Origin of the sequence: Corynebacterium lizhenjunii (assembly GCF_011038655.2) — a bacterium.
GTDB lineage: Bacteria > Actinomycetota > Actinomycetes > Mycobacteriales > Mycobacteriaceae > Corynebacterium > Corynebacterium lizhenjunii.
In genome coordinates this window covers 1,137,730-1,150,777 of sequence record NZ_CP064954.1, presented here as the reverse complement: position 1 = coordinate 1,150,777, position 13,048 = coordinate 1,137,730, and the positions used below count along the sequence as shown (strand labels likewise).

12 protein-coding genes, 1 tRNA gene and 1 pseudogene are annotated in these 13,048 nt (G+C 58.8%); 6 read left to right on the top strand and 8 right to left on the bottom strand.

Annotation, left to right across the window (positions count from 1 at the left end; translation table 11 throughout):
- Positions 1-3: 3 nt before the first annotated feature.
- Positions 4-2,073 carry a glucose PTS transporter subunit IIA gene (locus tag G7Y31_RS05340; protein WP_165010886.1) on the bottom strand — a complete coding sequence of 690 codons (2,070 nt, stop codon included), beginning with the start codon at positions 2,071-2,073 and terminating at the stop codon, positions 4-6.
- 292 nt (positions 2,074-2,365) lie between these two features.
- Positions 2,366-3,820, bottom strand: a complete 1,455-nt coding sequence (gene rpsA, locus G7Y31_RS05335) for a 30S ribosomal protein S1 (protein WP_165010884.1) — start codon at positions 3,818-3,820, stop codon at positions 2,366-2,368.
- A 279-nt stretch (positions 3,821-4,099) separates the two neighbouring features.
- Between rpsA and G7Y31_RS05330 the strand changes: the two genes are divergently transcribed.
- The gene (locus G7Y31_RS05330; protein WP_165010882.1) at positions 4,100-4,567 is read left to right on the top strand and encodes an RDD family protein; all 468 of its coding nucleotides are present in this window, start codon (positions 4,100-4,102) and stop codon (positions 4,565-4,567) included.
- Between the two features lie 47 nt (positions 4,568-4,614).
- On the opposite strand, the gene polA is transcribed toward G7Y31_RS05330, so the two are convergent.
- Positions 4,615-7,233, bottom strand: coding sequence for a DNA polymerase I (gene polA / locus G7Y31_RS05325; protein ID WP_244977467.1), 2,619 nt, complete (start codon positions 7,231-7,233; stop codon positions 4,615-4,617).
- 240 nt (positions 7,234-7,473) lie between these two features.
- On the opposite strand from polA, the gene G7Y31_RS05320 reads away from it, so the two are divergent.
- Both G7Y31_RS05320 and G7Y31_RS12080 read left to right on the top strand, forming a co-directional pair.
- Positions 7,474-7,547, top strand: a tRNA-Leu gene (locus G7Y31_RS05320).
- Between the two features lie 157 nt (positions 7,548-7,704).
- The gene (locus G7Y31_RS12080) at positions 7,705-8,007 is read left to right on the top strand and encodes a hypothetical protein (protein WP_165010877.1); all 303 of its coding nucleotides are present in this window, start codon (positions 7,705-7,707) and stop codon (positions 8,005-8,007) included.
- A 241-nt stretch (positions 8,008-8,248) separates the two neighbouring features.
- On the opposite strand, the gene G7Y31_RS05310 is transcribed toward G7Y31_RS12080, so the two are convergent.
- From G7Y31_RS05310 to G7Y31_RS12075, 3 genes and pseudogenes are all read right to left on the bottom strand, one after another.
- Positions 8,249-9,513, bottom strand: a protein-coding gene (locus G7Y31_RS05310) for an IS3 family transposase (protein WP_196823625.1) whose coding sequence is annotated in 2 segments (ribosomal slippage) — positions 8,249-9,231 and positions 9,231-9,513 — 1,266 coding nt in all. Because the reading frame shifts where the segments join, the coding sequence is not laid out codon by codon here.
- Between the two features lie 52 nt (positions 9,514-9,565).
- The gene (locus G7Y31_RS05305) at positions 9,566-10,042 is read right to left on the bottom strand and encodes a transposase (RefSeq protein ID WP_196823624.1); all 477 of its coding nucleotides are present in this window, start codon (positions 10,040-10,042) and stop codon (positions 9,566-9,568) included.
- Between the two features lie 108 nt (positions 10,043-10,150).
- Positions 10,151-10,255 (bottom strand): annotated as a pseudogene (locus G7Y31_RS12075) (IS1/IS1595 family N-terminal zinc-binding domain-containing protein); the annotation flags it as partial.
- A gap of 295 nt (positions 10,256-10,550) precedes the next feature.
- On the opposite strand from G7Y31_RS12075, the gene G7Y31_RS05300 reads away from it, so the two are divergent.
- Positions 10,551-10,700, top strand: coding sequence for a hypothetical protein (locus tag G7Y31_RS05300; RefSeq protein ID WP_165010484.1), 150 nt, complete (start codon positions 10,551-10,553; stop codon positions 10,698-10,700).
- Between the two features lie 392 nt (positions 10,701-11,092).
- On the opposite strand, the gene G7Y31_RS05295 is transcribed toward G7Y31_RS05300, so the two are convergent.
- On the bottom strand, positions 11,093-11,341 hold the full coding sequence (locus tag G7Y31_RS05295) for a hypothetical protein (RefSeq protein ID WP_165243335.1): 249 nt from the start codon (positions 11,339-11,341) through the stop codon (positions 11,093-11,095).
- Entirely contained in the window at positions 11,331-11,534 is a 204-nt protein-coding gene (locus tag G7Y31_RS05290; RefSeq protein WP_196823623.1) for a hypothetical protein, read from the bottom strand. The genes G7Y31_RS05295 and G7Y31_RS05290 overlap by 11 nt, the downstream gene beginning before the upstream one ends.
- 175 nt (positions 11,535-11,709) lie before the next feature.
- Here G7Y31_RS05290 and G7Y31_RS05285 point away from each other — a divergent pair, with 175 nt between their 5' ends.
- Both G7Y31_RS05285 and G7Y31_RS05280 read left to right on the top strand, forming a co-directional pair.
- Entirely contained in the window at positions 11,710-12,015 is a 306-nt protein-coding gene (locus G7Y31_RS05285) for a hypothetical protein (protein WP_165010488.1), read from the top strand.
- Between the two features lie 154 nt (positions 12,016-12,169).
- Positions 12,170-13,003 (top strand): DUF368 domain-containing protein, encoded by an 834-nt coding sequence (locus tag G7Y31_RS05280; protein ID WP_165010490.1) that lies wholly within the window; start codon positions 12,170-12,172, stop codon positions 13,001-13,003.
- Positions 13,004-13,048: the final 45 nt, after the last annotated feature.

The following is a 13,048-nucleotide window of genomic DNA, read 5'->3' as shown; positions in this document are numbered from 1 at the left end:
GTTTTAGGCGGAGGGCTCGCCCTCCTTGCGGGCCTCCACCTCCAACAGCGGCTGGCCCACCTCAACCTCGCCACTGTGCCCGCGCACGGACGCGAACTTGGCGGTGTTAGTGACCACCACCGGGGTAATCAGGTTATAGCCTTGGGCAGCTATGAACTCCGGGTCGAAGCTAATCAGGGCATCGCCTGCAGTCACGCGCTGCTTCTTTTCTACCAGCACCTCAAAGCCCTGACCGGCCAGCTCCACGGTGTCTAGACCGACGTGGATCAAAAGCTGTACGCCATTGTCCAACGCCAAACCAACGGCGTGACCAGACTTTTGGACAGTGAGCACCTTGCCATCTGCCGGGGCATAAACGGTGGTGCCGGTGGGCACAATGGCCACGCCCTCGCCGAGCTTGGCGGCGGCAAAAATGGGGTCTGGAACTTCAGACAGTGGGACGGCCTTACCGGCCAAAGGCGCGCTCACCCCGCGCTCCAGCACGGCAGTGGCAGTGCCTGTGGAAGCAGCCTGGGCTGCAGGTGCGGGGGCATCGCCAGACTCAGCGGCGGCGGTGCCTGCGGAAGCGGCCTGGGCTTCCGGTGCGGGGGCATCATCAGACTCAGCCGCCAGCTGAGCACGCACGGCGGCGCGCTCCTCCTTGCCACGGTAGTCGAAGAGGACCACCAGGAAGAAGGAGGTGAAGAAAGCCACGGCGACGCCAATGGCATAGCCCAGGGTCGGGTCCATGGCCGGGATGGTCAACAAGGAGGTGAAAACGAAGGCGTTAGCCTTGACATCGAAGATGCCCATGACCACGCCGCCCGCGAAACAGCCCGGAAGCAGACGCAAGTAGGTCTTCTTAAAGCGCAAGACAATGCCGTAAAGCGAAGGCTCAGAGATACCACCCAGCAGGCCCGCAGCTAAGCCACCGGTAGCCACCTGGCGCATAGCCCGGTTGTGCTCACGCACAGAAACCACCAGCACGCCGGCTACCAGGCCGAAGCAGGCAAAGTTCCACGCGCCCATGGGTCCCTGGATGAAGTCGTAGCCTAGCGTGGCCAGGTTCTGCACCATAATCGCGTTGAGCGGCCAGTGCAGGCCCAACGGCACCAGGAACGGGTAGAGCAACGGGATGATGATGGCCAGGATGAACGGGGAGAAAGCGTTAACCGCAGACAGGAAGTTAGAAATACCGTTGCCCACACCAATGCCGAAGGGGCCAAGGAGGAAGGCGGTGAGCGGGATCATGATCAGCAAGGAGAAGAAGGGCACGAAGACCATCTGTACAGCCGACGGGATGATCTTCTTCAAGCCCTTTTCTACCCAGAACAAGCCAATTGCTGCCAACAGCGGCGGGAAGACCTGCGAAGAGTAGTCATTGAGGATGAGCGGCAGGCCGAAGACCTCCACCTTGGAGGCCTCGCCACCCATGAAGGTGGTGGTCTCCGCAACGGCAGAGAGCCCGATGAACTCAGGCGTTAGCAGTGCCGCAGGGATGGCGGCGCCCACCCACTCGTTGGCGCCGAGCTTTTTGGCCGCAGTGGCGCCAATCATGATGGGCAGGAAGTAGAACACCGAACGCCACATGGCGTGCATCAGCTGGTAGCCCGCGGGCTGTTCCTCCATCGGTGCACGGAATTCCTGCAGACCAATCGTGTCCGCCAGCACCAGCATAGTGATGATAAGCGAAGCGCCCAGCAGCGCCCACAGCACCGGACGGAAGGTATCGGAGAGAAATTCAAAGCTGTAGTCCACCCATCCGAACTTGCCGCGCACGCCGCCGTACTCCTTGGAGCCGTCGGCGTTAACCTTTGGGCCGCGTGCGGCTGCGCCAGGTTCCACGCCCGGCAGCTTGTTGATGGCGTTGTAGAACTCAGCCACCCCGCCACCCATGACCACCTGGTAGCCGTTGGCACCCTGCGGCACCGTGCCGAGCACCGCCGGGTCGGACTCCAGGGCGGCCTTATCCACCAGGGAAGAATCAGCCAGTTGGAAACGCAGGCGCGTTGCGCAATGCGTTAAGGAAGTGATGTTGTCAGCACCGCCAATGTTTTTGACGATGTGCTGCGCGGTATCGTGTACAGACGCCACAGCAGGTTCCCTTCTTCACGAACAATAGGTAATAACCACTCAGTGCGTGGCCATAACATATCGGACCTTACCCCGTTTCGGGCACAATCAAAAGATACCGACCGCCCGCGCGGGCATGACAATGTTCACACGGGCAATTCGGACACGCCGAAAAGCAACCCATTTTGACCATTAGGCCGGAACTGGCGGGCGCTTAGGAAGCGAGCACTGTTGGGGCGAAAACGGCGAAAAACGGCGAAACCGCCCGACCGGGAAGGTCGAGCGGTGTATGCGCTAGCGAGGCTAGCGTGGCTTAGTTGCCAGCCAGCTTGTCGCGCAGAGCAGCGAGCTGCTCATCGGAAGCCAGGGAACCCTGGGTCTCAGCGGAGTCGGACGCAGGGGCATCGGCAGACTCGGAAGAGTAGTTAGCAGCTTCGCCCTGCTCGGAAGCCTCGGCGGCTGCCTGGCGGGAGCGCTCGATCTGAGCGGTGTGCAGCTGGAAGCGACGCTCGGACTCAGCGTAGCGAGCCTCCCAAGCCTGACGCTGCTCGTCAAAGCCTTCCTTCCACTCGTTGGTCTCCGGATCGAAGCCCTCGGGGAAGACGTAGTTGCCCTGCTCGTCGTAGGAGTCAGCCATGCCGTACTTCGACGGATCGAACTCTTCGGTGTAGTCCTCATCTGCCTGCTTAACGGACAGGGAAATGCGACGACGCTCCAGGTCGATGTCGATGACCTTGACCATAACTTCCTGGCCAACGTTGACAACCTGATCCGGAACCTCCACGTGGCGCTGAGCCAGCTCGGAGATGTGCACCAGACCCTCGATGCCTTCCTCGACGCGGACGAACGCACCGAACGGCACCAGCTTGGTGACCTTGCCCGGAACGATCTGGCCCACAGCGTGAGTACGGGCGAAGACGCGCCACGGATCTTCCTGGGTAGCCTTCAGGGACAAGGAGACGCGCTCGCGGTCCAGATCGACGTCGAGGACCTCAACAGTGACCTCGTCGCCCACGGTGACAACCTCAGACGGGTGGTCGATGTGCTTCCAGGACAGCTCGGAGACGTGTACCAGACCGTCGACACCGCCGAGGTCGACGAAAGCGCCGAAGTTGACGATGGAGGACACAACACCCTTGCGGACCTGGCCCTTCTGCAGCTGGTGCAGGAACTCGGAGCGGACCTCGGACTGGTTCTGCTCCAGGAATGCACGACGCGACAGCACCACGTTGTTGCGCTGCTTGTCCAGCTCGATGATCTTTGCCTCGAGCTCCTGGCCGATGTACGGCTCCAGGTCGCGCACGCGACGCATTTCCACCAGGGAAGCCGGCAGGAAGCCGCGCAGGCCGATGTCCAGAATCAGGCCGCCCTTGACAACCTCGATAACGGTACCGGTAACCGGCTCTTCCTTGGCCTGCAGCTCCTCGATGGCGCCCCAAGCGCGCTCGTATTGTGCGCGCTTCTTGGAGAGGATCAGGCGGCCTTCCTTGTCCTCCTTGGTCAGGACAAGTGCGTCGATGGTGTCGCCGACCTCGACGACCTCATCCGGGTCAACGTCGTGCTTGATGGAAAGCTCGCGGGAGGGAATGACACCCTCAGTCTTGTATCCGATGTCAAGCAGAACTTCGTCATGGTCGACCTTGACCACGGTGCCCTCGACGATGTCACCATCGTTGAAGTACTTGATGGTGGCGTCAACTGCTGCGAGGAAGTCCTCAGCGGTTCCGATGTCGTTAATCGCAACCTGAGGGGTGTTAGAAGATGGCATGTAAATTATGCTCCGAAAGAATGTAGGAGGCCGTAATTGGACAGTTACGAGTCATCTCAATCTGTCCCCCACCTGCGGTTTTAAACCGCGAATGCAGGGGCGAAAGATCCCGGCACTGCGTGCGCGGCGGTTCTCCTACACTAACCACCTCACCCGCGCGCCATAGACACGTTCCTAACATCCTACATCTTCCCAGCTCACTGCGCAATCTGTCCTCCCGGCCCGTCGCCCCACTGCCGAGTCCACTAGCCCAGTCACACTACCGGCTATACTGCGGCCATGCTTTTCGGCCCTGTCTTTAACCTGCGACTCAAGCTGGTGGCGCGCCGCGCCGTCGCGTGGTGGATTGACGGCTTCCTGGTTGCAGCCATCACGGTAGTGCTGCGGTGGACACTTCAAGGATCCGATACCACCGCGACCCCCGAGTTTGATGCTGCCTTTCGCACCATCGCCCCCGCGGTGATCTTCTTTTTCTACCGGATACTTATTGAGGCTTGCACGGGCACCTCGTTGGGCAAGTGGTCCATGCGACTGCGAGTCCACACCCCCGGTACCCCATGGCCCTGCGCTGCGCTGCGCAATGCGTGGCTACTCCTTCCCATGCTCGGGCTGAGCACGTATGTCAATGATGAGTACCTGACTGGGGCCCTGCTGCTCCTCGGCGCAATTGGCGTGGCCACCTTCGGAGTGACCCCCTGGGACAAGCTGGCCGGGGCCAGCGTCAAGCTCCAGACAGCCACCACCTAGTGCTGTCACTAAGTACCGCTACCTAGTGCCGTTAGCTAGTACCGCTACTAGTGCGCAGCAGCGTCCCAATTCTCCCCAGTACCAGCAGAGACCTCCAGCGGCACTCGCAGCTGAATAGCTGCGCCCATTTCGCGCTCCACAATCTCGCGCACCGCGTCCATCTCTCCCGGTGCGACTTCGACAACCAATTCATCGTGGACCTGCAGCAGCACCCGGGAATGGTAGCCTTCCAACGCACGGTCAACCCGCAACATCGCGATCTTAATGATGTCCGCCGCCGTACCTTGGATGGGCGCATTCAAGGCCGCACGCTCCGCGTTCTCCCGCGCCAAACGGTTGTCTGAGTTCAGTTCCGGAAGATAGCGCCGCCGCCCAAAGATGGTAGAGGTATAACCATCCTTGCGCGCTTGGACCACCACATTGTCCAGGTATCGTTTCACCCCACCAAAGCGGTCGAAGTAAGCATCCATAGTCTTCTTAGCCTCGCCGGCTGGGATACCTAACTGCTGGGACAGGCCAAACGCAGACAGACCATAGACCAGACCATAGGACATAGCTTTCACACGCCGGCGCAGCTCTGCAGTGACCTCATCGACCGGAACATCAAAGACGCGGGCGCCCACGTAGTTGTGCAAGTCCTCACCCTGTTGGTAGGCCTCAATCAGGCCTGGATCTTGCGAGAGGTGCGCCATCACGCGCATTTCAATTTGCGAATAGTCCGCAGTCAGCAACGCCTCAAAACCCTCGCCCACCACAAAGGCCTCCCGGATCTTGCGGCCGGCATCAGTGCGCACCGGAATGTTTTGCAGGTTCGGCTCCGTAGACGACAACCGCCCGGTTGAGGCCACCGTCTGATTAAACGTGGTACGGATCCGCCCATCCGACTGCACAGTCTTAATCAAACCCTCCAAAGTGGTCTTGAGCTTTTGGTACTCCCGGTGCGCCAACAAGTGCTCCAAAAATGGGTGCGGGTGTTCCACCGCCAATTGCTCAATTTCCTTCGCCGCCGTGGAATAGCCCGTCTTAGTCTTCTTCGTCTTGGGCATCTCGAAGGTCTCAAAAAGCACTACCTGCAGCTGCTTGGGAGAGTTCAAATTCAGGGAATCATCCCCCGCCAGCTTCCGCGCCGCAGACTCCTGCTCCGCAACCTGCTGAACCAACACCTCTAACTGGTCTTCTAACCGTTGGGTATCCACCGCAATGCCGGTGGCCTCCATCTGTGCCAGCACCAGGGCCAGCGGCAGCTCCATATCACTGTAGAGCTCCAGCGAATCAATCTCCTGGAGTTGACGCGGCAGCTCGATGGCCAACTCAGCCACCGCCACAGCAGAATCGATCAGGGCGGCATCGTCAAGCAAGGAAAGCTGGTCCGTGGGGGCCCCGAGGGTCTTGCGCAGGTGACGCTGATAGACATCGGCAAGCTCATAGGTACGCTGGCCGGGCCGCAACAAATATGCAGCCAAGGCAGTGTCATGCTCTACCCCTGCCAGCGCAATTCCCCGCCCGGCCAGCATGTGAAAGGCAGCCTTGGCATCATGGAAGTACTTTCGGGCCGGGGCTTCCAACCAGGCAGCCAAGGCTGCGTCATCGCCAGCGTCAAGCTCTGCCAACTCCAACTGCACCGCATGAAAATCCTCACGCACCAGTGCCACGGCAGAGGCATCCCCCCGACCCGGCTGCGCACTGCCCCGGACGTAGACCGCCGTCCCATCGGCGTGGCCTAGCCACGCGCTCAGCTGGCCGGCCTGCAGTGTATCGACAGTAACCTCCGGGCCCTGCTCCGCCTCCATCGCACCACTGGCAGCAGCCTCAGCGCCATCATGTGGAATCACCGCCAACACTCGCTCCCGAAGGGTGGCACCAAACTCCAACTGGTCAAAACGCGCCGCCACATCCGCCACAGCAGCACCCTTAAAGCCGAGATCCTGCGGGCCTACCTCCAACTCCATGTCAGTAATCATCTGCGTGAGCTGGCGGTTCATGCGCACCTGCTCAATACGCTCGCGGAAATTATTGCCCACCACGCCCTTGATATCGTCTGCGTGCGCAATCAGCTCATCCAAAGACCCATACTGTTGAATCCACTTGGTAGCCGTCTTCTCCCCCACCTTGGGCACGCCCGGCAAGTTGTCAGACGGATCCCCGCGCAGCGCCGCAAAATCCGGATATTGCTGCGGGGTCAGCTGGTACTTCTCCTCCACCGCCGCCGGGGTAAAGCGGTGCAGCGTAGACACGCCCTTCATGGGGTAGAGCACCGTGGTGGTGTCATTGACCAGCTGCAAATAATCGCGGTCGCCGGTGACAATCAGCGTCTCGAAGCCCCCGGCCGCGCTCGCCTCGGTAGCTAGAGTGGCCACAATGTCATCGGCCTCAAAATTCTCCAGCGACAGCGTGGTAATCCCCAGTGTTTCCAACACCTCCCGGATAAGGTCTACTTGCCCGCGAAACTCTTCCGGTGCGGCCTCACGCTGGGCCTTATACTCCGGAAACATCTCCGTGCGGAAAGTCTTTCGCCCCACGTCAAACGCAACCGCCATGGCATCCGGCGCTTCCTCGCCAACAATGTTGGCCAGCATGGACAAAAAGCCATACACCGCGTTGGTGTGCTGGCCCCCGGTGGTAGCAAAATTCTCCGCCGGCAGCGCGTAGAACGCACGAAAGGCCATAGAGTGTCCGTCAATGAGCAGCAAACGTTGGGTATCAGTCACAGCATGCCAGTCTACATAGCTGCCCGGACACCGCCAGGCCCCAACAGCCGTAGCTTGCCGATGCCGCCTCCTCCCCACCCATTCCACCTTCCCCGCCCTTCCTCACCCTTCCCCACCGCGCAATTTGGCTAGCCCCACCGCGTGGGGTATGCTGTCCCACGTACTTGCTACAGCCCGCAGTGCGAGCAGCAGTAAGACGCCTCCGTAGCCCAATTGGCAGAGGCAACGGATTCAAAACCCGTTCAGTGTGAGTTCGAGTCTCACCGGAGGCACGTTTTTTACACCCCGTCTACCAGTGTTTTTTCTGGTGGCGGGGCGTTTTGACTTTTCGCCTTTCCGCTGTTTTGAGGGCCTAATGGGGCCTAATGGTCAAAATGTGTTGTTTTTCGGCGTGTCGTCTTAATGGTCAGAATGTGTTGGTGGGGGTTAGTGGATGGTACCTTTCCGGATTCCCATACTGTGGTTGTAGTCAGCGTCGATGGCGTTGTCGAGGAGTGCGGGCCGCCCGTCGTCGTGACCGTTGGCGGTTTGGCGCTCGTGGTGGGCAAGGATCGTGGCTTTGGCGGTTGCGTCCTTGCCCCAATTTTGTTCTCTGGCGATGTCTACGGGGTCGCGTGGGTGTTGTGTGTGGGTGTAGAGCCACCAGTCGCAGGCGATGCGTTGATGTTCATCTCTGAGGCCTCTGTGGGCGTGCAGGAGGCTTTTTATCGGGGAGTTGATGCCACCTTCTAGGCTGTTGGTGGTGCTTTTATAGGCGATGGTGCCCTGCTTTTCGGTCAGGTAGGTAAACAAGTGACCGGCCTTGGAAAGTCGCACCAGCTGCATGTAGGCGGCTCGGTGGGTGTAGTGGGTGTACCACCACCTTTTGTTATGGCGCTTCGATTTCGGGATCTGCTCAAGCGGGGTGTCTTTGACGTAGCTTTTCTCATTGAGCTGCGTGTTTGACTCGCCCCGGGATTGTGAGAGTGGGTGTTTAAGCCGCTTGGGCTTCTGATTGCTCCCTGTTGGGATTGGTGAGACGGTACCACATTTCGTGTTCCTTTGGTGGAATGTAGTCAATGGATCCGTGTAGGCGCTCGGTGTTGTACCAACTCACCCAGCTCGCGGTGGCTGCTTCGACTTCCTGCCAGTTGCTCCACTTACGGCCTTCGAAATCAATCTCCTCACTCTTATACAGGCCAATGGTGGACTCCATAAGCCCGTTGTCGTAGGCATCGCCGACAGTTCCGATAGAACCAGTCATTCCTTCCCGGGCTATGAGCCCGCGCAGCTCGGCACTGGTGTACTGCGAGCCTGCATCCGAATGATGGATGACTCCTACCGGGCTAAAGTTTGGGTCTTCGCGGCTGCGAAGGCTAATAGCTTGGCGCAGCGCGCTGAGGATAAACTCAGTGGTCTTTGACTCGGCAACGCTATAGCCCAGTATCCTGCGCGAATACACGTCGGTGACAAACGCAACGTAGCAAAAGCCCTGCTTGGTGTAGACATAGGTAAAATCTGCCACCCACCACTGATCCGGGCGTTCTACGCTTTCCCAGGCTCGCTTGCAGTGATCGGCAAACCGGGGATTGTTCGGGTTGGCCACTGTCGTGCGCGTGGATTTACGCCGCAGCACACCACTAATGCCCAACAGGGTCATCAAGCGATTGACCTTGCCCCGACCAATGTCCCATCCAGCCCGCTTAGCTGCCTTCCACAGCTTGCGACGCCCATAGACCCGCCGATTAGCAACCCACAGGTCGTAGAGCCGGTTTGCCTCGTATGCTTCGTCAAGCTCGGCATCGGTAGGACCGAAATTTCGTGCCTGATACCGGTAATAGGTAGCAGGAGAAATCTGGTACTGATGCTCGTTGAGGACCTGGCACATCCGCTCGATGGAATAAAGGTGCCGGTGAGCATGGAGAAACTCCACGACTATTTTTGTTTGCGGTCGAGCTCCGCCTGGGCGAAAAAAGCCGAGGCCAACCTCAAGATCTCGTTGGCCTCTGTCAGCTGCTTGACTTCCTTGCGCAACCGGGCAATCTCGGCGTCCTTGTCCTGCTCGGCAGCAAGCGAGGAAGCCGCTGCTTCCTTCTCGGCTTTCAGGATCCAGTTATTCAGTGTCGCCGGGTTGATATCCAGCATCCCACCGATCTTGCGGCGCGCCCCAATCTTCGTCGCGCCCTCCTCGGCAACCGCCTCGTAGTACAAGCGCAGCGCACGGTCCTTGGTCTCTTGATCAAACCTCATAGTGCCCATGGGCCCCATTATCTCCTATTTAGCTCGTGCACTCTCACACCCCCAGGACGCCTCAGTTGAAGGTTTGGCCGAACTTTTGCAGCTTTATCGTCCAGTCGGCGGCCTGGTCGAGATCGTCAATGTGCAGTAGCTCTAGGGATAGTCGGCGTAGTGCCTTGCCCATTGTTGATGTGGGATGAAGACCTGTAGCGGTTTGAATATTTCGTTTGACGTGGACGAGACAGCGTTGGATCTTGGTCTCAGGCCAGGTGTTTCGGATGGCTTTTGCTGAGCCTTTATGACCATCTGTAGTCGCTATCAAGGGCGGGGCTATGGTGTCGAGCAGCCGTCCGTAGGCCCAGGAATCTTCGGTGTATCCCCAGAACCAGGAGATGACATGGTCGCAGTCGGCCAGGACAAGCAGGCATTTTGTGTTGAAGTATGTCCCATCGATAAAGACCTGGTCATAGACCCGGTGGGGGTCTGCTGGCATTGGTGGTTGCACATACCAGAAGGTAGCGAAGCGGCGTTGGAGCGTTGATACGCTCACCTTGTGCGTCTTGGCCAGGGTGTTTAGTGAAATTCCGCTGGTTAGCCAGTCAACGAAGACTCTAAACCACATCGCTTGGCCGGCGTCGTCGTGGCAACGGGTAAAGGTGTGCCCGCACTCCTTGCACCGCCAGCGTTGGCGGGTGCTGGTAGTTCTTCCGTGCTTGATACTCCGCCCGGCGCACACCGGGCATGGGGGATGTTTAGTACTCATCCCCTCATCGTCTACGCCCCCATATCACACTTGGTCGGTGGCCTGTGGGATTTCAGTGCATTGACCGCTCATTTACCCCAGAACAGTAAATCATTCCTAATACCACCAGCACGGAGCACAGAAACAGACAAATTCACCAACACATTTTGACCATTAGCCCCCTAATGGTCAAAATGTGATGTTTTAAGTCGTTTTAAGCCCGTTCCTGTGGCTTTTGTCGTGGGAATGTCGTGGGATTTAGGCTAGTATTCAGCCCTCCCACCACACCCTCCAAACACACACAAAAGGAAACCCCATGCCTCTCATCTATTTCGGCACACTATCAGTGCTAATAGGCACCACCATACACAGCGACATCATGATCTACTCATCCCTGGTCACCATCCTGGTAGGCATCCTCCGCGTGCACCAAACCTGGCGAAAGGAAAGCGATACATGGATCTAGTCCCCATCACCATCACCCGCACAGACTCAGGCGCCACCTTGTGGCGCGCCACAGACTGCGCAGACCACTGTAAGGTCACAGCGAACACATTTCTCGGCTACGTTAGCGCAGGCCGCGCACCGAAACCGATTACGCACCTTGACAAGCGGACGCCTCTGTTTGACGCTGAGGAAGTCAAGGCCTGGCACGCGGCCCGGCCTGGCTCGCCGGTGCGCAACGCACCCCGCGCAAAGGGACGCTAGGCCTGCTTCCAGCCCGCCGGGTAGACGTCCGGGGCGTATGCCTTCATGCTAATCTGCCGGAATATGATTCGACAGAACCAGCAGATCGCGCAGCTCGCAATGCATCCAGCTCCTGCTCATAGATTTAGCGTTCCCTCCCAGCGCATCAATTCAATTGACATTGATCTGACGCTCGCAAACTCCAATGATCGGGCCCACCACCGGGTCCGACGGATATTCAATCTTTACCCGTCGAAGAATCTCCGGCGTGACAGCACCTATAAGCAGAGCTTGATCAAGCAAATTAGCAACAGCGCATTCAGGTTCGCCGGCATCGTAAGCTTGCTGCGCAGAATCCCGATACACCTGCGGAGGAAGCACACGGTCAAGCCATTCGTAAACCTCGTAACTAGTCTCCATACTGGACCGCCTTTCTTCCGAGTTTCTCGACAGGATACGCGCTTACGGATCCCTCCTGCACGATACCACCAATAACAGAATACTTTGCCTTTATAATTACATCTCCATATGCTCGATACACCTTGCGTCCCCCTCCCCCCTTCCTGGGATCGTAGTGCTCTGGGTTTTCCAGGGTCTCAACCACAACGTCCACAATTTTCTGATTTGACCACGACTTGGGAAACTTCGACGCTTTAGCTCGCTGTGAGTCCCAGGTATGCCCCATGCGGGAATCCTCGTACCCGGTTAAAATCTTGCGCTCCCACCACCTCTAGTGTGTAATGGAACCCACAGCTTGCTGTTTACAGTTCCCTATCCAAGGAGTGCCCATGCGTGTAAATCGACTCAAGTCCACCGCCGTTGCAGCGATAACCGCAGTTGCGTTGACGGTGGGCCTGGCGGCTGCGGCCGCCCCGGCGGCATCGGCACAGAGCGCTAGTGCTGGGTCATCCGCGCCGGAGTTCCAAGGTTCGGCGTACCACCAGTGGCTGCAAGACAATGTTGCCCGCACCGGCAATCCGCAGGGCGATGTTGCGCTGATGCTGCTGGCAGACTTTGCCATTGGGTCTGCTGTCCTGGGCGTGCTGGGCCCACTGTATGCCGAGATCGCTCGCCGCTTGGGATTGGTGCACTAACCCGGCACACGCCACTATGGTCTACTGGCAATCTTGTGTTACGGTGTAAATAATTCACAACACTGCATGCCATGCAGTGTTGTCTGGGCTAAATCGGACTCTATTGCGGTCCGGCACTCCCCCTCCACCACGCAACTACATTAGATTTGCCTCTATGCACTATGTTCTTAACGCGCTTCGCGGCGCCCTGATTGGCTCAGCAGAGTTGGTCCCCGGTATCTCCGGCGGCACCGTAGCCCTCATCGTTGGTATCTACGAACGGGCCCTGCACAACGCCAATGCCCTGTTCAAACTCAAATTCCGCGAGGTTGAATGGGGATTCCTTGCCTCCGTTGCCGTGGGCATGCTCGCAGCCGTCTTCGGGCTGTCCACCGTCATTCACAGCTTTGTAGAGAATCAATTCTCCGCTTCCCACTCGATGTTCATGGGCATGGTATTTGTCTCCATCACCGTCCCCCTCCTCATGCTCAGTCCCGGCCAACGTAGCCAGGCCAGTACCTGGATCGCCTTCGCGGTCTCTACCGTGGCTATTTTCTTCGTCACCGGCTACACCCGCACTGACGTCGCGGACCCTTCGTACATCGTCATCTTCTTCGCCGCCGCGATTGCCATCTGCGCACTCATCTTGCCCGGAGTCTCTGGTTCACTCATCCTGCTGACCATGGGCTTATACGCCCCCGTCATCGGAGCAGTCTCCGAGCGCAACTTCGTCTTCCTCGCCGTCTTTGCCGCCGGTGCACTATTCGGCCTCGCTGCCTTCGTGCGCCTGCTGGAATACCTGCTGGACAACCACCGCGGCCCTACCCTGGGCGCCATGGCCGGTTTCATGCTGGGCTCCCTGCGCGCCCTGTGGCCCTTCGGCGCTGAACAAGACGCCGGTGCGGGCACCATCATCGCCTGCTTCCTCCTCGGCGCCGTGGTAGTCAGCATCTTCATCGTCATCGACGCCCGCAAAGCCCGCGCCACCGAGCCAACCACCGCAGCCTAAACCGCAGCCTCCGCTCCTCTAAAGAATTTCCTCAAGGACTCCCGC